The sequence below is a fragment of the Salinivibrio sp. MA440 genome (genome assembly GCF_001996265.1).
In the GTDB taxonomy this organism is placed as follows: Bacteria; Pseudomonadota; Gammaproteobacteria; order Enterobacterales; family Vibrionaceae; genus Salinivibrio; species Salinivibrio costicola.
The window spans coordinates 12,531-33,949 of the sequence record NZ_MUFI01000028.1; the positions used below are offsets into that span (position 1 = coordinate 12,531).

Here is a 21,419-nt window from a genome sequence, read left to right on the forward strand (position 1 = left end):
TTTTTATATGTCCTTCAAACCACCACACCCGACGCTCAAACACGCACGACCCATAAGCTTATATCTTGGTGACGGACAGCGGAATGAACACTATTTGCAAAGTATGCGTTTTATTTTTGTTCACTTGGGGGCAGAATAGCACCATCACTCGGGTAGGCGTTAACGGAAACCATGGAGATAGATTTTTTGTCTGAGTTAAGCAATATTGTCCAACTACTGTTAGAAAACAAGTTATTAACCACCGTCGGAGTGGTTGTCGTAGTCAGTCTTGTTCGCCGATTGATCCTACGCCACATTCGTGGTGACAGTAATTTTCTTAGCGAAGATCAGCGTAAATGGATGTCTCGTACGAAAAACGGGGCGTTTACTACCCTGTTACTTTTTCTATTCCTGTTTTGGAACACCGAAATCAATGAATTTGCGTTATCATTGACTGCCATCGCCGTTGCTGTTGTCGTCGCCTCAAAAGAGATCATTTTATGTTTCACCGGTTCAATTCAACGCGCGAGCTCTCGCTCGTTTCGTATTGGCGATTGGATTGAAGTCGGTAACACACGCGGTGAGGTGATCGAACACAATTTAATGGCGACGAAAATTCAAGAAATTGATACCCATAATGGCCATTATTGCTATACCGGAAAAACCGCGACCCTCCCAAATAGCTTGTTCTTTGCCACCACGGTGAAAAATCTTAACTTTATGAAGCGGTATGTGTATCACCATTTTCATCTGGTGATCCGCGGCGATATTAATTTATATCCGCATATTCCCGCGTTATTGGCACGTATTGACGATCATAGTGAAGATTTTATGGATATCGCTCGGCGATACAATCATGTGATAGAGCGTCATGCGGGCGTCGATTTACCCGGCCCTGAGCCACATTTATATTTATCGCACACCGAAACAGGCGAACAGCTTGTTCACGTTCGACTCTTTTGCCCAACAGAGCGCGCAGCGGAACTGGAGCAGCTGATCCGTGAAGATATTATGACATTGTATTGCGAGAAGCTGCTTCCCATCGCAGACGGTAAACAACTGGAAGCGGAAGAGCCACAGACAACAGATACCTCTGTGCCGTTGGCCAACGCGTAACAACTAGAAGCGCTCATTCCCCTCATGAGCGCTTTTTTGATCGAAAGCACTTTTTTCGAAAGATTTTGGGGTCGAAAAAAAAGCAAATTATCGTCGAAAAAAATTATAGCAGAAACAGTGTCCCTAAACCCAAAAAGGCGACAAAGCCGACAATGTCCGTCACTGTGGTTAAGATCACTGAGCCGGAGAGTGCTGGGTCAATTTTCAGTTTATTTAATAGCACTGGAATAAATATTCCTGCCAAGGCGGCACTGATAATATTAGCGACTATTGCACTCCCAATCACCGCACCTAAGCCCCAACTATCAAACCAATATCCTGCAATAACACCAATCACCACAGCCCATAAAATCCCATTAAATAAGCCGACTTTAAACTCTTTCGTAAGCAGGGGTTTTAAGTTGGACTTAGAAATTTGTCCAAGTGCTAAACCACGTACGATCAAGGTGAGCGTTTGGCTGCCGGCAATTCCTCCCATGGATGCAACAACCGGCATTAATACCGCCAGCGCCACCACTTGTTGTAGCGTAGCTTCAAACAAACCGATAAACCAGGAGGCGAGAAAGGCCGTCATTAAGTTGATACCCAGCCATAGTGCGCGATTTCGAGCACTTTTCATCACCGGCGAGAATAAGTCCTCGTCTTCATCTAGACCCGCAGAGGCCATAATTTGCGCTTCGGCACGCTCGGCCTGCATCTCATAGGCGGTGCCCAAATCAAAACGACCAATCAAGAGCCCACCCTCGTCGAGTACGGGTAAGGCAATCTCTTCACTGTTTGCCACTTTGTCAGCACTGGCGTAGATGTCATCGCGCGCATTCAAGCTGGGAAATTGGTCTCGAACCAGCTCGCTAATTTTTAATCGTCCATCCGCGCCAAATAACTGGTGGATTGGCACCGCACCCACCCAAAAGCCTCGACTATCGACCACAAATACGTGATCACAATACTTTGGCATGACACGCCGCAACCATCGTAATACCACGTTAATTTTCGTTTTTGCAGGAACGACCAAAGGCTGATGATCACACCAATGCCCAACCTGATTATCTGCATACTGCTGGGCGGAGGCATAACGTTGCTTTTGCTCTGAATCCATCCGACCTAGCGCTTCTTCCAGTAATGGCTCGGTCAGCACATCTTGCAGCTCAAGTAAGGTATCAGCATCCAAGTCGGCGAATAGTGCATGCAACTGATCATCATCCACCGCACGGATAATCGCTTCACTGGCATCATCTCGCATTTCAGCCAGCACAGGCAGCTGCAATGACGACGACAGTTGTTCCCAGAATCCCACACGATCGGTCAACGGTAAGGCTTCTAACAATAACGCAAGGCTATCTAAACTATGTGCCTGCTCAATATCTTGCACGACATCAAGCGAACCTTGATCGACTTTTGACAGCAGATCATCAATCACTTCTTGTCTCTCACTGGTTTGCATGGTATTTCCTTCATAACGAAACCATGGGCGGAAAACGCATTGGCTAGGCCCGATGAGGATCATCCGTCGCCCACAAAATGCCATGACATCGCCGCAATTGGTATGCGATGGTTATCACATATCATCGCTGATTTTTCTGATTCTTACCACGCATAATCATTATCGCTTCTATGGTGAGACAAGGGCTAAATAACAACGAGTAATGATGACAATGCCTGTAAAATCGAACGATAAAGTCTGTGTCGGTTGGCGCGAATGGGTGAGCCTTCCTGAGCTCGATATAGCCCGCATCAAAGCGAAAATCGATACGGGTGCACGCACCTCCTGTTTACACACGTTTAAAATTGAAGAGTTCGAGAAAAGCGGCCAGGCGTGGGTAAGATTCTGGGTCCATCCAAACCAAGGCGATGACGAAACCGCCGTTCAAGCCGAAGCACCGGTTCTCGCACGACGCCTCGTACGTGATTCCGGAGGACACGAGCAACTACGATATGTGATACAAACAACGATAAAAGCGGGAACCTTGTGTTATCCCATCGAAATGACACTCACCGCACGCGATAACATGCGATTTCGTATGTTACTGGGACGCACCGCAATGGCAGGTAAGATCATTGTCGATCCCATGTCTTCATTCCTCCTCGGTAAATAAGGAGCCCCAAGCGCAATGAAAATCGGTATTCTTTCGCGTAACAAAAATCTTTACTCTACGCGCCGCCTCATCGAAGCCTGCGAACAACGTGGCCATGATTACAAGATCATCGACGCATTACGCTGCTATATGAGTATCAACTCAACCCAACCGTCTATTCATTTGGCAGGGGAAGATCTCGGTGGGTTCGATGCGATTATTCCACGGATTGGCGCGTCCGTTACCTACTATGGCTGTGCTGTCTTACGCCAGTTTGAAATGATGGGTGTCTTTCCGATGAACGAGTCTGTCGCCATCACACGTTCGCGGGATAAGCTGCGTTCTATGCAGCTGCTATCACGCAAAGGCATCGGTATGCCGCACACTGGTTTTGCCAGTAAACCGGGTGATATTGCCGATTTGCTGACGATGGTCGGAGGCACGCCAGTGGTGGTGAAACTGCTTGAGGGAACCCAAGGTATTGGCGTTGTGCTCGCCGAGACCAAAAAAGCCGCAGAAAGTGTAATCGAAGCATTTATGGGCCTTAAAGCCGATATCTTAGTGCAAGAATATATTCGAGAATCAAGCGGTGCTGATATTCGCTGCTTTGTTATCGGCGATAAGGTGATTGCGTCGATGAAGCGCCAAGCACAACCTGGCGAGTTTCGATCGAATCTTCATCGTGGCGGGACCGCGACCCTCGTTCGGATCACACCTACGGAGCGCAGAACCGCAGTGGCGGCAGCCAAAGCCATGGGACTGAATGTCGCGGGCGTCGATCTGTTACGTTCAGAACGTGGCCCGTTGGTCATGGAAGTCAATTCATCACCAGGTTTAGAAGGCATCGAGCGCGCAACAGGAAAAGATGTTGCCGGACTAGTGATTGATTATATAGAAAAAAATGCCAAACCTCAGAGGACGCGCACACGTGGGAAGGGCTAAACAAAGCGACGCCATCGAGATCGGTGGACAACATATTCAAGCCGGTCAGCGAGCAAGTCTCGAACTTGAAATTGCTCGTTTGTATACACATTCACCGCTTAACGTCAGTGTTGAAGTGCTGCATGGTAAGTTAAATGGCCCTGTGCTGCTTGTTTGTGCCGCCATCCACGGAGATGAGCTCAACGGTATTGAAGTGGTTCGTCAAGTCATGGCCAAAATCGATCCGAAAAAGTTACATGGCACCTTAATCGCGATTCCTGTTGTGAATGTGTTTGGGTTTATTCACAAATCACGGTATCTCCCTGACCGCCGAGATTTAAATCGCTCATTCCCCGGCTCAGAGCGAGGATCAATAGCGGGAAGAATGGCGTATCAGCTTTTTGAGCAAGTGATTCGCCAATGTAGCCATGTTATCGATTTACATACCGCGGCCATTCATCGCACCAACCTGCCTCAGATTAGAGCCAATCTGGAGAATCAAGAGGCGGCGGCGATGGCAACCGCATTTGGCGCGCCTGTGGTGGTCGATGCCGCATTGCGTGAAGGATCGCTACGCGCCGAAGCTGAGCGTATTGATATTCCCGTGATCACCTATGAAGCCGGTGAGGCGCTTCGTTTTGAGCCTTATGCGATTAATGCCGGTGTACGAGGGGTGATTCGTGTGATGCGCTACCTGGGCATGTTACGCCAAACACGTCGAAAAACGCCTTATCAGCCCGTCACAGCCCGATCAACAAAATGGGTGCGTGCAGAAGCCGATGGTTTATTGAGAAGTCACGTGGCGCTCGGACAAAGTGTCAACCGCGATCAAGTCATTGGCATTATCAGTGATCCTGCAGGCACAACAGAAACCGAAATCAAAGCCCAGCAAAGTGGTATCGTCATTGGTCAGCATACTCTCCCTGTAGTGAATGAAGGGGATGCGATTTTCCATATTGCGTTCTTCTCACAGCCCGATGACTTGATTGAGCAACATATGGAAGATTATCGCGATCAAGTGAAAGATGATCTCGATGATGAAATAAAATGGGGGATTGGCACCCTATCAAGTTGATCCCAGCAGTAAAAAGCAACCGTACTACTTGCATCGATCACCAGGATTCATAACACTAGACGCCTGTAGCACGGACTCCTGTCCGGTCAACAAGAGGAATAACATCATGCTGACATGGCAAGACATCGTCGCTCGAAGTGAAAACGGCAATCTCACACCGCCGTCGCGAGTCGAAAAAACCGAACAAGAGTGGCAAGCACAACTCAGTGATGACGCTTTCCGAGTGACACGCCAAAAGGGCACAGAACGCGCGTTTAGCTCGGGCATGTGTACCCTATTTGAGCCAGGCCTCTACGGCTGCGTGTGCTGCGGCACCTTGCTGTTTGATGCCGGCGAAAAGTTCGATTCAGGCACAGGTTGGCCCTCGTTTACCCAGCCAGCGCAAGACAATGCCATTGCCTATCACAAAGATACAACCCATGGCATGACGCGTATTGAAACCACCTGTGCCAGCTGTGATGCTCACCTGGGTCACGTCTTCCCTGATGGTCCCGAGCCATCCGGCTTACGTTTTTGTATGAATGCCATTGCACTTAAAAAAATGGATTAATGCTTTAAAGGGCGAGTCTGCCTCGCCCCGTATTTTACTCAGCAATACCGCCTTGTGTCAGTTTGGTTGGATCAAGCAACTCAGCCAGCTTTTCTCGGTCTAGATCAGTTTCTTCTTCTGCAACATCCAAAATAGGGCGGCCTTGTTGATACGCTTTTTTCGCGATGTCAGCCGCTTTCAAATATCCAACCACAGGATTAAGCGCCGTCACTAAAATCGGATTGCGAGACAGTGCAGCTTGCAAATTGTCCTCTCTGACCTTAAAACTACGAATGGCTTTATCTGCCAGCAGTCGGCTAGAGCCTGCGAGTAAATGAATACTTTGCAGTAAGTTTGAGGCAATCACAGGTAACATCACATTCAATTCAAAATTACCCGACTGACCGGCTACAGTGACAGTGGTGTCGTTGCCCATGACTTGTGCCGCGACCATAGCAGCGGATTCTGGAATAACAGGATTCACTTTCCCCGGCATAATAGACGATCCCGGCTGTAACCCCTCTAGCTCAATTTCTCCTAGCCCGGCAAGTGGGCCCGAGTTCATCCAACGTAAATCGTTACTCAGTTTCATGGTTGCCACTGCGGTGGTCTTTAACTGACCATGCAGTGCCACCAGCGCATCCTGACTACCAATGGCGAAAAAGGGATTCTCGCTCGCCGTGAATGAGGAGTGGCTACACGCACAGATTGCTTTGGCAAAACGCTCGGCAAATAATGGATGAGCATTGATTCCTGTCCCTACTGCCGTGCCACCCTGTGCCAGTGCGCGCACCGGCGATAAAGTTTGTGTCACTTGAGCCATCGCATGTTCTATTTGCTGCGACCAAGCCTCCAGCTCCTGTCCAAGCGTCACAGGCATCGCATCCATCAAATGGGTACGACCCGTTTTCACAATATGGCCGACTTTGCTTTTTTTTTCCTGTAACGCGTCTCGTAAATGCGCTAACGCAGGAAGTAAGGCTTTTTCACAGCCCAAAGTGGCACTGATTTGGATAGCCGTAGGAACAGAGTCGTTACTGCTTTGGCTCATATTGACATGATCGTTGGGGCTGACCGTTTCATCACACTTTTCAGAAGCCAAGGTTGCCAGCACTTCATTCATATTCATGTTTGAGCTAGTGCCTGAGCCGGTCTGAAATACATCCACCGGAAACTGCGCTAAATGCTCACCATCCATGATGGCTTCGGCACTTTGGCGAATCGCGTGGGCGATGTTGCCATCCAGTAAGCCTAGTTCTTCGTTAGCCGTTGCCGCTGCATGTTTCACCATAGCTAACGCGCGAATAAAGTCCGCTGGCATGGTCAGTTCGCTGACCGAGAAATTGTTTACCGCTCGTTGGGTCTGCGCTTGATACAAGGCATCCGCCGGCACCTCAATATCGCCCATACTGTCTTTTTCGATACGAGTTTTTGTCATGGTCATATCCTTTTGTTTCACTATACTTTTCGATAATAGTTATCATTAACATATTAACCACGGTTATTGAAACGTATACGCCTTACGCATTTCAAAAATGTCGTGCTAGGGCTTGTTTGATGTCCTAAGATGGCGCCACGATTAAAAACAACGAGTAAAACCATGCAAGAAGAAGCCAGTACGCGTATCGAAGATCTGATTACGGTCGTCGAGAATCAAATTACTGACCAAGAGCCTAAAAAAGTCGCCGAGACAGTTATGCGTCTGCGTATGACCGGCTATTCCCGCGAAGAAGCTATTGAATATATCGCGTGCGCATTGATGGTTGAGATTTACGACGTTAGCCAAAATAACGGGCAGTTCACACTATCACGTTACGAAGCCAACTTAGACACCTTGCCAGACATGCCATGGGCCGATGAGATGAATTTGGACTTGAGTGAGTAAACAAAAACGTTCCTGTCCATAACTCGCAATCACAAAAAAGCCGCTCAGCGCGGCTTTTATGTTCAGAGCGGATAGACTTTCTCAAACTCTTCAAGCACCACATCCGAGTGCTTATCAAAATGCAGGCCGTGTGTTTTGGCGTACTGGGAGAAGTAACCCCAATGCGCATCGTGCCAACACTGATAAGAGCCATCTCCCTCGCCTTCACGTGCCGCAAATTCGGCGCTAACTTGGTTAAACGGACAATAGCTCACCTGTGTGGTTTTGACGATACACACGGGTCGCTGGTGACCATTAAGAACAATCTTATAATGTCCTTTTTGCGGGATCACCGCACTTTTCTCTTCCAAAGAGCTGCGCAACCGGCAATGCGCTTTCTTTTTGTTTAGGCTCACTAATGTCGCGACTTCATTCGCTCTCACCGTGTGATGACTTAAGGTGTCCACCACTACTTGATCATCGGCTGGCCGTTGGTCAGAGGGAAGAGTCGCAAGATATTGATGCCAAAAGGCGTTTTGTTCTTCAGTCATGGGTCTCGCCTTAATTATTATTGGTTTCTTTTTAAATGATTTCTTTCTGAACAGCTTCTTGGGCAGTGCTAACAGTGGTGATCATAACGTACGGATAGGCATTCGCCTATGAGCGAGCTAACGTTTCAAGGTTGCATTGTGAATAAATTCACACTTAAATCTCAATCGAGGCCAATTTTAACTAAAAAAAGCGGCTCTTTTGGCCGCTTGAGAGGTTGATTAACCTTAATCGCTAATAAATGGCAATAAGGCTTGGTGTAGCCGGTCAATTTCATCAACGGTGTTGTAATGCATCATACCGATACGGATCACACCGCCTTTGTCCAAAATATCAAGCTGCTCACACAACCCTTGGGCATAAAAGTGGCCATTCCACACGCAAAAATGTTGTTTCCCTAGCGCTTGCGCCACATCCGCGGGCGTGACGCCTTCAATCCGGATCGCAAAGGTTGGGGTTCTATAAGCCAACTGGTCATCATCCGTGATCCCATAAATGTGAACATTGGGATAGGCCTGCATCAGGTCAATAAAATGGGCGGATAACTGCTGTTCATGCGCCTGATACTGGCGATAGCTTTGTGCCAATCTTTCTCTTAGTGAACAATCAGGATCGCCCCACTGCGCGAGATATTCCACCACCGCAATAAATCCGGCAATCGCCTCAAAACTCTGAGTACCTGTTTCAAATCGACCGGGACCTTGGTTTGTGGCTGGCTCGACTTTGTAAGGTTTCAACGTCTGTACCCACTCAGGCGCCACATATACAAAACCCAGATGTGGGCCAAAAAACTTGTACGCCGAGCAGGCAAGAAAGTCACAGCCTAATGCTTGTACATCGACCAAATAATGCGGAGCGTAATGGACAGCATCGACATAGACTTTGGCACCAACCTTTCTTGCCATCTCTACCACGTTTGCTACATCCACCAAACTACCAGTGGTATTTGAGGCCAGCGTCACCGCAATCAGTTTGGTTTTGTCCGTAATAAGACTGACAAGGTGCGTCATATCGATCGAATAATTGGATTCATCCACTCGCACCTGCTTAACAGTCGCCCCTTTATCGTGTGCGGCCTGCTGCCAGCTAGAGACATTAGAATAATGATCGAGTGCCGAGACAATCACCTCATCACCAGCTTGCCAATCACGGCTGATTGCGCGACTTAACGAAAACGTCAACGTTGTCATATTCGGGCCAAAGACCATACAGTCCGATGATGGCGCATTGACAAAAGCAGCGGCGCTATCACGTGCCTGTTGCATCATTGCGGTGGTGTGATGCCCGGAAAAAAATTGTCCCCCCAAGTTCGCATTATAGTGCCCCAGATAAGTCACCATGGCATCCAGTACAGATTGCGGTACTTGCGCCCCCCCTGGCCCATCAAAAAAAGCAACGGATTGGCCGTCAATAGTTTGCGTCAATGCAGGAAAATGGCCTCGTACTGCATGGGGAGAAAAAACTGCCGGTATCATCGTTACTTCCTTGTTGCTGTGAGTACAAATACATCCATCGTGCCTGATTGCGCATGATTAACGGGAGTAATCGGTTCAGCATAATGCCAAAGGGCACGATCATCGAGGGCCGCCATTTCACCCGGCATCAATGGGAGATTAAAGAGTGGTGCGCTAGTTTTGTGACGAAACACCTGAAAATCACCGCCATCAATATTATCGCGGCCAATGCTCACAATGGCGATATGATCAAAGCCGTCTTGGTGAACGCCTTCTGGGGCGACCTGCACAGATTGATTATCCGCCTGAATACGAATCTGGTGGATTTCGATATCATTATCATCACTAAGTTGATAGAGGTCGCGAAAGGTTCGGCACATCGCATGAAACCCTGGCGTTTGTACTGTCTCGGGCTCGATATCTTCAAACGTCCGTGCCACATCACCTTGGAATTCATTGATATCAGAAGTTTGCATAAATGGTCGTGGCGGCAGCTTTTCAACCCCGCCGTCAAAGACATGAACGATCGAGTAACGACGCAGGCGAAATCCACCATCCGCATGCGAAGTGCCAGGTAACCGGTTAAATGAAGGTTGCAGTTGCTTGATATGATGATCATCTAACTGATTAAGCTGCATGAGTAGGGTTGAGGTATTCATGGCTGTCTCCTTTTGTCATGCCGAAGCACACAGTGATGCAATGCAATTGTCAGACAAAAAATTTAACAAATGCGCTACATGGAATAATCAATTAAATCCCCTACTATTTCCAGTTTTACCCCTAGATTTATCGACCAAAAAAGCCCTAAATAGCATTTTAGACTAGTTAAAAACGTTAAGCGATTGAAACGCTCCAGATGCATGACTAACATTTCCAAAACATTAGCATTAATGGCTAACAAAGATGAAAATAGCGATATTTTCCATAGGCAGAATGACTAATTACTGTCACGAAAAGTTGCCATTTAGAATAAATCAGTATGGTTCATTGATACCAAATAAGCCCTTTTTAGCGGAAGCGCCCGCTGATGCAGAGCCTTCTATACTCTCATTGAGTGCGCTATTTGCGCACGTTGTGAAACAAAAGGATTGATCAATGAGAACCATCGACCGTATCGTGATAACGAACCTTTAACTTCAACAAAACCCCATTTACAATAATGAAGGTAAAATAAGCAATCCCCAAGAGAGACTGTTGCCTGCAACGCATGATGACCGTTTCTTTTACTCACAATAACCGACCAGGGGAGGCACCCGTGAGCAATACACCTGATTCCAAAAGCCAAGACAGCTTCAACACCCGGCGTACCCTACACGTCAACGGTGAGAGCTATGATTATTATCGACTTGATGCATTGCCCGAGCCATTCGATATCAGTCGCTTACCCTACTGTTTAAAAGTGCTGTTAGAAAACTTACTACGTAAAGAAGACGGTAAGAATGTCTCTGCGGATGACATTCGTACGCTTTGTCAGTGGCAAGCCGACCACGCCGGACAAGATCAGGTCAATTTCACTCCGGCGCGCGTTGTCCTTCAAGATTTCACCGGCGTGCCTGCCGTGGTTGACTTAGCCGCTATGCGTGCTGCCATGCGCGACTTAAACGGTGATCCGGCCAAAATCAACCCACTCGGCGCGGTTGACCTGGTCATTGACCACTCCGTTATGGTGGACGACTATGGCCACGTTGATTCTCTACAGAAAAATACCGAGATTGAGTTCCAGCGTAACGGCGAGCGTTACCAATTTTTACGTTGGGGCCAACAAGCATTCTCTAACTTCCGTGTCGTGCCTCCAGGTACTGGGATCGTGCACCAAGTCAATCTCGAATATCTCGCTCCCGGCGTACTCGTCGAAGAAAAAGGTGGCAACAAGTTAGCCATGCCAGACACACTGGTTGGTACAGATTCTCACACCACCATGATTAACGGGCTCGGTGTGCTTGGCTGGGGGGTTGGCGGTATTGAGGCCGAAGCCGCAATGCTTGGGCAGCCTATTACTATGTTGATCCCTGAAGTGGTCGGCTTTGAACTAAAAGGCGAATTGCCCGCGTCAGCTACTGCCACTGACCTAGTACTCACCGTCACCCAAATGCTGCGTGAACGTGGTGTGGTGGGTAAGTTTGTTGAATTTTATGGCCCGGGCCTTGCGAAGCTGCCGTTGGCTGACCGCGCGACCATTGCCAATATGGCACCAGAGTATGGCGCAACATGCGGCATTTTCCCGATTGATGAAGAAACGCTCAGTTATATGCGCCTGACAGGCCGTACCGAGGATCAAATTACCCTGGTCGAAACCTATGCCAAAGCGCAGGGCTTGTGGCGCGATGATGATGCACCGGTGGCAGATTACAGCGATACCTTGCAACTTGACCTTGGCGATGTGGTGCCAAGTCTTGCCGGTCCGAAACGGCCACAAGATCGCATCGCCTTAACCGAGGCAAAAAGTCAGTTTGATCAGCTGTTAGAAAAAGAGCAAGCAGCGGCGAATAATGTGATTGCAAGCTTTGCCAGCGAAGGCGGGCAAACAGCCGTGGACAACCCAAGCCTACGCGAACAGGGCAAAGTGGCGGTCGAATACAAAGGAGAAACATTCAACCTTGAGCACGGCGCGGTTGTGATTGCTGCGATCACCTCTTGCACCAACACCTCGAACCCTGCCGTACTGGTGGCAGCCGGATTAGTGGCACAAAAAGCGCGAGATTTAGGCTTAAATACTAAGCCTTGGGTTAAGACATCATTCGCCCCGGGCTCACAAGTAGTGCCGGCTTATTTAGAAAACGTCGGCCTGCTCGAGCCGCTTGCCGCGCTTGGCTTTAATATCGTTGGCTTTGGCTGTACCACCTGTATTGGTAACTCAGGACCATTGCCTGAGCCAATTGCAGAAGCCATTCGTTCCGCGGATTTACTAGCCACTAGCGTGCTATCAGGCAACCGGAATTTCGAAGGCCGTATTCATCAAGATGTGAAAGCTAACTATCTAGCCTCACCACCACTAGTCGTTGCCTACGCACTGGCGGGCAATATGAATATTGATGTTCTCAAAGAGCCGCTAGGAAACGATCAACAAGGCAAGCCCGTCTACCTTAATGATATATGGCCAACGCCAAAAGAAGTGGCAGACACCATTCAAGCAGCAATGACCGACGGACTTTATAAAAACAAATACGCAGATGTGTTTGCAGGGACCGAGGCATGGCAACAATTACCAGTACCACAAGATGAGATCTATTCATGGCCCGATTCAACCTACGTTAAAAAGCCAACGTACTTTGACGGCATGACCATGGCACTTCCTGAGATAAAACCTATCAAGGGGGCGCGCTGTGTGGTCAAAGTAGGTGACTCTATTACTACTGACCATATCTCACCCGCCGGCGCAATTAAGCCAGATAGCCCCGCGGGCGAATACTTGAAATCTAAAGGTGTAGAGCCGAAAGATTTCAACAGTTATGGCTCGCGCCGCGGTAACCACGAAGTCATGGTGCGCGGTACCTTTGCCAACGTACGTTTAAAAAACCAAATGGCGCCGGGCACCGAAGGCGGTATGACTACCTATTTGCCCACCAATGAGCAAATGAGCATCTATGAAGCGGCTCAGCGCTATCAAGCCGAGGGGACACCACTTGTGGTGCTTGCGGGTAAAGAGTACGGCACGGGATCAAGTCGTGACTGGGCTGCAAAAGGCACTAACCTATTAGGCATTAAAGCCGTCATTGCTGAAAGTTTTGAACGTATTCACCGTTCTAACTTGGTTGGCTTTGGTGTGCTTCCGTTGCAGTTTAAAGACGGTGACTCCGTCGAATCGCTTGACTTAAATGGTACGGAAGCATTCGACTTTGACGAGGTTAGCGGCGAACCGTCCACCCTCAAAGTGCGTGCCGTGCGGGATGATAAAACCATTGAGTTTAACGTCAATGTCCGCATCGATACCGCGGTTGAGTGGGATTACTACCGCCATGGCGGCATTCTTCACTACGTGCTCCGCCAGCTCGCCAGCTAATACTGGCATTGATACACAAAAGGCCCTACGGGGCCTTTTTTTATTGCTTCGCCATCATGGTTTCAAATGCGTCGATCACCTGCTGTGCATCAATGGCAGCCATCACGTGATCGCCTTTCACCCTCGTGCTCCATGCTAGCTGTTCAACGGGCTTGCCATGTTGCTGTTCAGCAAAGGTTTCATAAACACTGACCACATCCGCGAGATTGTTATAAGGGCCGGTCCGCTTCGGGTTGCTATGGCCGTAAAGACCTAAGACGGGCGTGCCTTGCGTGGTTGCCATGTGCGCGGGGCCGGAATCGGGGGCTAGCACCGCATCGGCACGTGCGAGCACCGCGGCTAATTGCTTAAGGCTTGTTTGTCCCACTAAATTAACCAGTGGCGCGTTAGCAGCGGCAATAATGCGGGCGGCCAGCGTTTTTTCACGCGCCGCCGGTGAACCACAGAGTACCACCTGATACCCTTTACCGACCGCGTAGTCGGCAAATTGGGCGTAGCGCTCTGGCAGCCAGTTACGCTCATCTTTACTCGCGGCAGGACTGATCACGACAGTGGGCTTGTCACCCAGTTGCGCGTTGGCAAAGGCATGATCGTCTTCAGAAAGTGGTAGTTGCCACTGCGGCGGCATAACCGGCACACCCAAATATTGAGTGAAGGCGAAAAAGCTATCTAACACATGGCAAGATTGGGTGTCGGGTATCCGTTTATTGGTAAACAGCCACTGTCCCTCTTTCGCTCGGTGGCGGTGAAATCCCACACGATGGCGCGCACCGATCCCCACAGTCAATAAGCTCGCGCGTAAAGCAAGCTGCATATGCACTAACGCATCAAACCGGCGTCCTTTCAGCTGCCGCCAGACGTGACGCATGCCTGCTAATCCCGCTTTTTTATCAAACACCACCAGCTCCACCCCATCAAGCCCAGCTAAAAGCTGTGCTTCAACTTTACCAACCACCCAAGTGATCTGCGTCTGCGGCCAATGGCGCTGCACGGCTTGAATCGCCGCGACCGCATGACAAACATCGCCAATCGCAGAGAGGCGTAAAAAACACAGGGAGCGTGGGGCGTGAGTAAACAGAGGCATAACAAATTCCAATTAAGTTATCGCGCCGATTATGCAGTTGGCTCGGTTAAATGTAAAATGCCAGTCTATCGATCAAATTGTTACGAGAATGTATTTATGGGCGCTAATACATCCCCCTCAGAAAAGCCACGAGGACTGATACGTATCATTAAAGCCACTGGCTATTCTTGGGCTGGATTAAAAGCGGCATATCACCATGAAGCCGCGATCCGTCAAGAAGTTGTATTATTGGCTGCGGCGCTAGTCGTATTGCTCTGGCTGCAATTACCACTGACGGAATCCTTGATGATGTTCAGCGTCATTGTGTTAGTGATTATCGTCGAACTACTTAACTCCGCCATTGAAGCCGTGGTCGACAGAGTGGGTGTAGAGCGCCATGAACTCAGTGGTAGAGCCAAGGACATCGGCTCTGCGGCGGTGTTTGTCAGTTTGCTTTTAGCAGGTGTGGTCTGGCTTACCACATTATGGCATCACTATGGTATCCCACTTATTCAATGACACACGTCGTCATACAACCTGGCAACGCGCCCGTTACGTTGCCAATTGATTAACTAAACTGTGATGAGAAACCATGTCTTTTAAATCGCGACTTCAAACCCATAGCTGGTTTATTGCCATTAACGCCCTTGTGTTAATGGCAATAGCCAGCCGCTACTTTGCGTTTCTACCTAGCTTTCCTACTGAGCCACTTGGCATCACTTTTATCGTGGTCAGTACCTTTAGCCAGATGGCCTTACTTGCCGCCATTGTTGGCTTGGTAACACTCCCGCTGTTACTGCTGCCAACCAAGGTGCGCCAACCATTGCTTGCCTTGATAGCCTCAGTGGGTGTGATCACCCTTTTCATTGATACCATCGTCTTTGCCCAGTACCGATTCCATATCAATGCCATGGTGCTGGATCTGATCCTCGCCGGACAGATTGTCAGCTTCCCGTTGATTACTTGGCTGATGGTAGTAGGTGGCGTGCTTGCCTGTGTCGCTGCGCAATGGTGGCTACTGGCTGCATTGTCACGGACACGTTTTTCTTCCCAACAGAAAATCGGCAAAAAATTTGCGCTGCTCACGTTTCTTACCTTGCTCGCCACCCACGGGATTCATATTTGGGCTGCAGCCTATGCGTATCAGCCCGTGACAACGGTGAAACGTTATTTGCCACTTTTTTATCCGGCCACCGCTAACACTATGATGCGTAAAAACGGCTGGATTGATGAACAAGCTCTAGCGCGCCAAAAAGCCATGGATGTAGATCGCGAAGCCGACCTGAACTATCCCCTTTCGCCGCTGAGCACGACCGAGGTTGAGCAGCCGGTGAACATCATGTTTTTGGTGGTTGACTCATGGCGCGCGGATACCTTCAATGCCGACAACACCCCTAACCTTTGGGCGTTGGCGCAAGGTGGCCGTACCTATTCACATCATCTTGCGACGGGGAACGCGACCCGCACCGGCATTTTTGGCTTGTTTTATGGCATGCCTGGCACCTATTGGCATAGCTTTCTTGCCAATCAGCAATCTCCGGTATTGATGGACCGCCTGCAGGCACTCGATTATCAACTGGGTATTTTTACCGCCGCGCAATTGGAAAAGCCGGAATTCAACCAAACCGTGTTTACCAAGGTGTCCGATTTACGTAACGGCTCTGAGGGCGATTCTCCCGCCGAGCTAGACGCAGATCTCACCCAAGATTGGATCCGTTGGCATCAGCAGCGTGAGGCCAACCGTCCCACCTTCTCGTTTTTATTTTACGATGCGCCACATGGCTATGATTTCCCTGCAGACTTTACGCCCAAGTATCAACCGATGTTGGACGAAATTAACTATCTCAAGCTAAATAACGAGACCGATCCGACACCGTTTTTCAATCGCTATAAGACCAGCGTACGCTACGTTGATAGTTTGGTTGCCAAGGTCATTGAGGAGCTAAAACAAAGCGGGGAGTTCGATAATACCTTGATTGTGCTCACTGGCGATCACGGCCAAGAAATGAATGACAATCAACTGAATTTTTGGGGACATAACAGTAACTTTACTGACCCACAAATTCATGTGCCTTTCGCGATGGTCGGCCCCGGCATCGATGCAAAACAGATCGATACCGGCAAGCAGCTAACCAGCCACCAAGATGTTGCGCCCACCCTGATGAAGCATTATTTGGGCGTAACGTCCGATCCGGCCAGCTACGCGATTGGTCATGACTTACTTGCACCCAACCCCGGGCAAGATTGGGTGTTATCGTCAAACTACAGCGGCTATGCGTTAGTCACCGACGACACCATTTTAGAAGTGGGTGCGGGGGGGCAATATCAATACATGGATAACACCAACCGACCGATAGAAAACGCGTCTCCTGACTTTGCGCAAATGGAAAAAGCCCTCGAGCAAATTAGTCGTTTCCGCTAGTCCGTTGTTTGCGCGAGACTCCCCTTCACGAGCCTCTGTCTTCCAGAGGCTCATCTTTCCGTTTTTCTTCGGACTACAGCCAGTCAAAAAACTGCACAAACTCTTGCCATTGCGCCGATGCATCAGCCAGCCGCGCCGGATAAAAACGCACGGTCTGACCGGGTCGCGTTTGCGCCAACATGCTCAAGCTGGCACGGGTTAAACAGCCAAGCTTAGGATAGCCACCAAGTGTTTGCCGATCATTGAGTAGTACAATCGGCTGACCGTCAGGGGGCACTTGCATGGCCCCGAGCGCAATGCCTTCGGAGACAATACCCGGTTGCTTGCTCACGACGCTCGGTCCATTAAGCCGCACGCCCATACGATCACTGTGCTGATCGACCGTGTATTCGCCATCAAAAAATGCCGTTAGCGCCTCGGCGCTGAAGCTATCAAACTGATACCCCGGCACAAGCGCCAGTGGAGTCAGGGCATTGTAGTCAGGAATAAAACGTGTCGGTACACCGCGCACCCTCGGCAACAGCGCATGCGGTCGGCAAGGCAACACATCTCCTTTGGTGAGCGCCATGCCTCCCGCCTGTTCACCTAATCCGGAATGCAGGCCGCCGAGTTGATTGCGCATCACCGTCGCTGCGCTGCCAAATGCGCCATCGACCGTCCACCCGCCACGCACCGCGAGATAGGCCCGCAAGCCACGGTGCGCGTAGCGTAAACGCAATTCATCACCCGCATTTAGCGTCAACGTCTGCCACATTCGCATGCGCTGACCATTGATACAAGGTTGCATGTCTGCGCCGGTGATGGCGATCGACATCGCGTGATCAGCACGAAAACGTGCCTGACCCATGGTTATCTCGACAAGCGGCGTCTTTGCGGGGTTATCGAGTAAATAATTCGCCCAAGCAAATGCGTGGCAATCGACCGGCCCGCCTTGGCTTAAACCAAGCTGGCCCACCCCGTAGCGCCCTGTGTCTTGCACCAAGCTCAATACGCCGGGGTCGAGCACCGTTAATCCTGCCACCATTGACCTCCTGCCGCGCGGTAATCAGACTCTGACATCGGCTCAAAACAGACGGTATCACCTACATCAAACGGCATCATGGGCGATTGACGGGGATTAAATAGTACCTTGGGACAATTGCCAATAATTTGCCAGCCTGCGGGCGATGCTGCCGGGTACACCGCGGTTTGCTGTTGTGCAATGCCCACACTGCCGGCGGGGATCTGATGACGAGGCGTGGTATGACGTGGCATGGCTATGGTCTCATCCACCGACGCAAGAAAGGCAAAGCCGGGCGCAAAACCAATCGCACAAACGGTGTAAGTTTGTTGGCTGTGTCGCGCAATCACCTCGTGTTCACTCACGCCGGCAAACTCGGCGACCGCAGCCAGATCGGGTCCGACCGAGGAGTGATAATACACCGGCAACGACACGTGTTTTCCGCTCCCAGCGTCACGGGTGACTCGCAATGAGTCGCCTTGATTCATCACCCACGTTTTCAACGTTTCTGGCGAGAGTAAGCGAACATTCACTTCCACCAGAACACTGGTGTAGGCGGGAATTAACTCAACCACACCACGGCCAAAGTGTTGCTGGATTCGCTCACACAGCGCAGATAACTGTGGGACTAAGGCAAGATCGATCTTATTGCCCAACCGGATCATTACCGTGGTTTCACTGACCTGCTCAACCTTGAGTGTCATGGTGTTAAGGCCTTTCTGAGTTGTTTTATCGCCTCGACCGATTGTGGGTTATCTCCATGCACACACACCGTATCCGGCGAAAGCGAGAGCGTTTGTCCCTCGAGGGTTGTCACCGTGCCATGTTGAGACAACTGCAATACCTGTGCAATCATCGCGTTGGCGTCATCTAACACCGCGCCCGGTTGATCGCGCGGCGCCAATTGCCCTGACGCCAGATAGGCTCTATCAGCAAAGGCCTCAAAAATCAGCGGCACACCGGCTTGTTGGGCAAGCTGGCGATGCCGACGGTTATCAGGCAGTGCCAGCACCATTAAAGGTGTATTAGGCAGCGTATCAGCCACCGCAGCCAATACCGCCTCAAAGCAATCATTGTCCACCATCATGGTGTTATACAGCGCACCATGGGGCTTCACATAATCAAGGCTCGCATTAAAGCGTGCACAGATCCCTTGTAGCGCACCGATTTGATAGCGAACGAGGTGACTAATTTGTGCTGGGGTATGATCAATATGACGGCGGCCAAAGCCCTGCTTATCGGCGTAACCGGGATGAGCACCAATACTTACATTGTGCTTTACTGCGAGTGCTACCGTGGCCGCCATTACATCAGGATCAGAGGCATGAAAGCCACACGCAATATTGGCCATATCAATCCACGGCATCAGCGCGCTATCCATTCCCATCGTCCACGCACCAAAGCTCTCACCCATGTCTGCGTTTAGTTTCATCATTCCCTCGATTTCACTGACTTTGCTCTACCTTACGGTTTTTATAGTATAAATTTTTTTCAATTCATATGGTTAGTGAAAATAAGCTTGAGCAATAAGTTAGACAGCCATTAAGCATTACAAGACATTTGCCAATCCACATTAAATAAAGGGGCTTTTTGCGCGGCAAACGGAAAAAATGTCTTCCATACTTTAGCAAACTCGAAATCACAAATAACACAAGGTATCTGGTATGTTGAAGTTAATGCTGCGCGGGAAGCTTTTAGTGCTTGCCATTGTACCTTTGGTATTATCCATTCTCATCACATTGTTTATCACTACTTATTACGAGCGTGAGCTGGTCGAAGAGAACATTATCACTTTTCGAACCAAGCTGATTGATGAGCGAAAAATGCAACTTCGCGAAGCCACCGAAATTGCCGCGACTGTGGTAAAAAACGCACAGCAAGCGGGCGGCGATGCTACACAAAATGTCAAAGACGCACTGCGCGAAGTGACCTTTGGTAAGGCTGGCTACTTTTACATCTACGATAAACAAGGCAACAACGTATTCCATGCCTTAAAGCCAGAGCTAGAAGGCCGGTCCTTGATCAATCTTACTGATCCCAAAGGCAACAAAATTATTGTGGGTCTACTCGAAGCAGCGCAAAGTGGCGATGGCACCTTCACCTACCTCTATCAAAAACCGGGCACCGATGAACTGATTGAAAAGATTGGCTATGCCAATATGGTCAATAACGGCCAATGGATGTTGGGCACAGGGGCGTATATTGACGACATTGAGGCACGCGTTGCCGATTTCCGTGAAAACGCAGAGGAAGCATTAGCGGCACAAACTGCACGAATGGTCATTGCCGGGATTATTATTCTGATTGTTACCTTTGTTGCGGTTGCGTTTGTTGCCCAACGGATGTCAACGCCAGTGAAAGACATGCTGGACAACCTCAATGATATTGCCGACGGTGATGGCGACCTGACCCAACGTCTAACGGTTAAAGGGCACGACGAGATAGCTTTGCTGGGCAATGCATTTAATCGCTTTATCGACAAGCTGCAAACCACCATCCGCAGCGTCGTCGAAGTCACGGAAAAAGTCAGCCAGTCCGCTCGTGATATAGACAGCCAAGCCGCACAGTTTGCTAGCCAATTACAAACGCACGATAACGAGACCGAGCAAGTGGTCACGGCGGTGACCGAAATGAGCTCTGCCGCACAAGAGGTCTCTCAAAGTGCCACACAAGTTGCAGATGCCACCAGTGCCGCCACCGGTGATGCACGTCAGGCACAAGACAAAGTCGAGTTTTCCATTAACTCCATGAAAACACTGGTGGAGCAAATGAATACATCGAGTAACAACGTTGATTCGCTCAACGAGCAGTCGCATAAAATCACCGGCGTGCTGTCTGTGATTGGCGATATTGCCGAACAAACCAATCTATTGGCCTTGAATGCGGCGATTGAAGCGGCACGGGCCGGTGAACAAGGACGAGGCTTCGCAGTGGTAGCCGATGAGGTGAGAACCCTCGCGAGTCGCACGCAAAAGAGCACTCACGAAATTCGAGAGATGTTAGACGAGCTGCAGTCTTATGTGAATCAGGCCGTCGAGGGCATGAAACAAAGCAATGACACCTGCCAGCAAACCTCAGAGGCATCCAACGAAATTGGCAGCGGCATTGATTCGGTGAGCAATGCGATCACCCAAATCAATGACATGACCACCCATATTGCGTCTGCGGCCGCGGAGCAAACCACAGTCACCGAGGATATCCACCGCAATTTGATTTCTATCCGAGATATTGTGAGCCAATTACTCAGTGCCAGCAATGACTCTGCGCACACAGCATCAGACTTGAACCACTCCGGTGACGAGCTCAAACGCCTAATTAGCCAATTTAAAGTCTAAGGATTAGAGCCAATCAAAAAAGGCGCTGACGGATTCA

General features: G+C 49.7%; 19 protein-coding genes. 10 read left to right on the top strand and 9 right to left on the bottom strand.

From position 1 onward, the window contains the following. Window positions 1-186: 186 nt before the first annotated feature. A complete protein-coding gene (locus BZG80_RS09930; protein ID WP_025744772.1) occupies window positions 187-1,095 on the top strand; it encodes a mechanosensitive ion channel family protein in 909 nt (302 codons plus the stop codon). A 103-nt stretch (window positions 1,096-1,198) separates the two neighbouring features. On the opposite strand, the gene BZG80_RS09935 is transcribed toward BZG80_RS09930, so the two are convergent. Then, complete coding sequence (locus tag BZG80_RS09935; RefSeq protein WP_077576711.1) at window positions 1,199-2,539, bottom strand: magnesium transporter; 1,341 nt, start codon at window positions 2,537-2,539, stop codon at window positions 1,199-1,201. A 211-nt stretch (window positions 2,540-2,750) separates the two neighbouring features. Here BZG80_RS09935 and BZG80_RS09940 point away from each other — a divergent pair, with 211 nt between their 5' ends. The 4 genes from BZG80_RS09940 to msrB all read left to right on the top strand — a co-directional run bounded on the left by BZG80_RS09940 (window position 2,751) and on the right by msrB (window position 5,716). Continuing rightward, on the top strand, window positions 2,751-3,191 hold the full coding sequence (locus tag BZG80_RS09940; protein WP_198532344.1) for an ATP-dependent zinc protease family protein: 441 nt from the start codon (window positions 2,751-2,753) through the stop codon (window positions 3,189-3,191). A gap of 15 nt (window positions 3,192-3,206) precedes the next feature. Further along, window positions 3,207-4,112 (top strand): 30S ribosomal protein S6--L-glutamate ligase, encoded by a 906-nt coding sequence (gene rimK, locus BZG80_RS09945; RefSeq protein ID WP_025744775.1) that lies wholly within the window; start codon window positions 3,207-3,209, stop codon window positions 4,110-4,112. Further along, the gene (locus tag BZG80_RS09950) at window positions 4,099-5,166 is read left to right on the top strand and encodes a succinylglutamate desuccinylase/aspartoacylase family protein (RefSeq protein WP_077576712.1); all 1,068 of its coding nucleotides are present in this window, start codon (window positions 4,099-4,101) and stop codon (window positions 5,164-5,166) included. Before rimK ends, BZG80_RS09950 begins: the two co-directional genes overlap by 14 nt. 106 nt (window positions 5,167-5,272) lie before the next feature. After that, on the top strand, window positions 5,273-5,716 hold the full coding sequence (gene msrB / locus BZG80_RS09955) for a peptide-methionine (R)-S-oxide reductase MsrB (RefSeq protein WP_025744776.1): 444 nt from the start codon (window positions 5,273-5,275) through the stop codon (window positions 5,714-5,716). Between the two features lie 34 nt (window positions 5,717-5,750). Here msrB and BZG80_RS09960 read toward each other — a convergent pair whose 3' ends face one another. Continuing rightward, window positions 5,751-7,139 carry a class II fumarate hydratase gene (locus BZG80_RS09960; protein ID WP_077461423.1) on the bottom strand — a complete coding sequence of 463 codons (1,389 nt, stop codon included), beginning with the start codon at window positions 7,137-7,139 and terminating at the stop codon, window positions 5,751-5,753. 156 nt (window positions 7,140-7,295) lie between these two features. Between BZG80_RS09960 and BZG80_RS09965 the strand changes: the two genes are divergently transcribed. Next, complete coding sequence (locus BZG80_RS09965; RefSeq protein ID WP_077461424.1) at window positions 7,296-7,580, top strand: hypothetical protein; 285 nt, start codon at window positions 7,296-7,298, stop codon at window positions 7,578-7,580. A gap of 62 nt (window positions 7,581-7,642) precedes the next feature. Here the strand turns inward: BZG80_RS09965 and BZG80_RS09970 are convergent, their stop codons facing one another. The 3 genes from BZG80_RS09970 to BZG80_RS09980 all read right to left on the bottom strand — a co-directional run bounded on the left by BZG80_RS09970 (window position 7,643) and on the right by BZG80_RS09980 (window position 10,221). Then, on the bottom strand, window positions 7,643-8,110 hold the full coding sequence (locus tag BZG80_RS09970; protein ID WP_077461425.1) for an ASCH domain-containing protein: 468 nt from the start codon (window positions 8,108-8,110) through the stop codon (window positions 7,643-7,645). Window positions 8,111-8,335: 225 nt separating this feature from the next. Beyond that, on the bottom strand, window positions 8,336-9,583 hold the full coding sequence (locus BZG80_RS09975; RefSeq protein WP_021024274.1) for a cysteine desulfurase-like protein: 1,248 nt from the start codon (window positions 9,581-9,583) through the stop codon (window positions 8,336-8,338). Window positions 9,584-9,585: 2 nt separating this feature from the next. Next, window positions 9,586-10,221: a 2OG-Fe dioxygenase family protein gene (locus tag BZG80_RS09980; protein WP_077679254.1), complete on the bottom strand. Its 636-nt coding sequence runs from the start codon at window positions 10,219-10,221 to the stop codon at window positions 9,586-9,588. Between the two features lie 596 nt (window positions 10,222-10,817). Here BZG80_RS09980 and acnA point away from each other — a divergent pair. Beyond that, window positions 10,818-13,562: an aconitate hydratase AcnA gene (gene acnA, locus BZG80_RS09985; protein ID WP_241833895.1), complete on the top strand. Its 2,745-nt coding sequence runs from the start codon at window positions 10,818-10,820 to the stop codon at window positions 13,560-13,562. A gap of 40 nt (window positions 13,563-13,602) precedes the next feature. Here acnA and BZG80_RS09990 read toward each other — a convergent pair whose 3' ends face one another. Next, window positions 13,603-14,646, bottom strand: coding sequence for a glycosyltransferase family 9 protein (locus BZG80_RS09990; RefSeq protein WP_077679255.1), 1,044 nt, complete (start codon window positions 14,644-14,646; stop codon window positions 13,603-13,605). Window positions 14,647-14,742: 96 nt separating this feature from the next. On the opposite strand from BZG80_RS09990, the gene BZG80_RS09995 reads away from it, so the two are divergent. Continuing rightward, the gene (locus BZG80_RS09995; protein WP_077679256.1) at window positions 14,743-15,144 is read left to right on the top strand and encodes a diacylglycerol kinase; all 402 of its coding nucleotides are present in this window, start codon (window positions 14,743-14,745) and stop codon (window positions 15,142-15,144) included. Between the two features lie 73 nt (window positions 15,145-15,217). After that, a complete protein-coding gene (locus tag BZG80_RS10000; protein ID WP_077679257.1) occupies window positions 15,218-17,047 on the top strand; it encodes a DUF3413 domain-containing protein in 1,830 nt (609 codons plus the stop codon). A 73-nt stretch (window positions 17,048-17,120) separates the two neighbouring features. Here BZG80_RS10000 and BZG80_RS10005 read toward each other — a convergent pair whose 3' ends face one another. From BZG80_RS10005 to BZG80_RS10015, 3 genes are read right to left on the bottom strand one after another with little or no spacing between them, the layout of a single operon-like run. Further along, window positions 17,121-18,068 carry a 5-oxoprolinase subunit C family protein gene (locus BZG80_RS10005; RefSeq protein ID WP_158011546.1) on the bottom strand — a complete coding sequence of 316 codons (948 nt, stop codon included), beginning with the start codon at window positions 18,066-18,068 and terminating at the stop codon, window positions 17,121-17,123. Beyond that, on the bottom strand, window positions 18,056-18,751 hold the full coding sequence (gene pxpB / locus BZG80_RS10010) for a 5-oxoprolinase subunit PxpB (RefSeq protein ID WP_077679259.1): 696 nt from the start codon (window positions 18,749-18,751) through the stop codon (window positions 18,056-18,058). Before pxpB ends, BZG80_RS10005 begins: the two co-directional genes overlap by 13 nt. Next, window positions 18,748-19,479, bottom strand: coding sequence for a 5-oxoprolinase subunit PxpA (locus tag BZG80_RS10015; RefSeq protein ID WP_077679260.1), 732 nt, complete (start codon window positions 19,477-19,479; stop codon window positions 18,748-18,750). Before BZG80_RS10015 ends, pxpB begins: the two co-directional genes overlap by 4 nt. Before the next feature lie 232 nt (window positions 19,480-19,711). Between BZG80_RS10015 and BZG80_RS10020 the strand changes: the two genes are divergently transcribed. Further along, a complete protein-coding gene (locus BZG80_RS10020; RefSeq protein WP_077679261.1) occupies window positions 19,712-21,382 on the top strand; it encodes a methyl-accepting chemotaxis protein in 1,671 nt (556 codons plus the stop codon). Window positions 21,383-21,419 lie beyond the last annotated feature (37 nt).

Coding starts and splice junctions, on each gene's coding strand:
- BZG80_RS09990 (WP_077679255.1), bottom strand. CDS start 14,646: ATGCCTCTGTTTACTCACGCCCCACGCTCCCTGTGTTTTTTACGCCTC.
- BZG80_RS09995 (WP_077679256.1), top strand. CDS start 14,743: ATGGGCGCTAATACATCCCCCTCAGAAAAGCCACGAGGACTGATACGT.
- BZG80_RS10015 (WP_077679260.1), bottom strand. CDS start 19,479: ATGAAACTAAACGCAGACATGGGTGAGAGCTTTGGTGCGTGGACGATG.
- BZG80_RS09970 (WP_077461425.1), bottom strand. CDS start 8,110: ATGACTGAAGAACAAAACGCCTTTTGGCATCAATATCTTGCGACTCTT.
- rimK (WP_025744775.1), top strand. CDS start 3,207: ATGAAAATCGGTATTCTTTCGCGTAACAAAAATCTTTACTCTACGCGC.
- BZG80_RS09975 (WP_021024274.1), bottom strand. CDS start 9,583: ATGATACCGGCAGTTTTTTCTCCCCATGCAGTACGAGGCCATTTTCCT.
- BZG80_RS09965 (WP_077461424.1), top strand. CDS start 7,296: ATGCAAGAAGAAGCCAGTACGCGTATCGAAGATCTGATTACGGTCGTC.
- msrB (WP_025744776.1), top strand. CDS start 5,273: ATGCTGACATGGCAAGACATCGTCGCTCGAAGTGAAAACGGCAATCTC.
- BZG80_RS09935 (WP_077576711.1), bottom strand. CDS start 2,539: ATGCAAACCAGTGAGAGACAAGAAGTGATTGATGATCTGCTGTCAAAA.
- pxpB (WP_077679259.1), bottom strand. CDS start 18,751: ATGACACTCAAGGTTGAGCAGGTCAGTGAAACCACGGTAATGATCCGG.
- BZG80_RS10020 (WP_077679261.1), top strand. CDS start 19,712: ATGTTGAAGTTAATGCTGCGCGGGAAGCTTTTAGTGCTTGCCATTGTA.
- BZG80_RS09940 (WP_198532344.1), top strand. CDS start 2,751: ATGCCTGTAAAATCGAACGATAAAGTCTGTGTCGGTTGGCGCGAATGG.
- BZG80_RS10000 (WP_077679257.1), top strand. CDS start 15,218: ATGTCTTTTAAATCGCGACTTCAAACCCATAGCTGGTTTATTGCCATT.
- BZG80_RS09960 (WP_077461423.1), bottom strand. CDS start 7,139: ATGACCATGACAAAAACTCGTATCGAAAAAGACAGTATGGGCGATATT.
- BZG80_RS09980 (WP_077679254.1), bottom strand. CDS start 10,221: ATGAATACCTCAACCCTACTCATGCAGCTTAATCAGTTAGATGATCAT.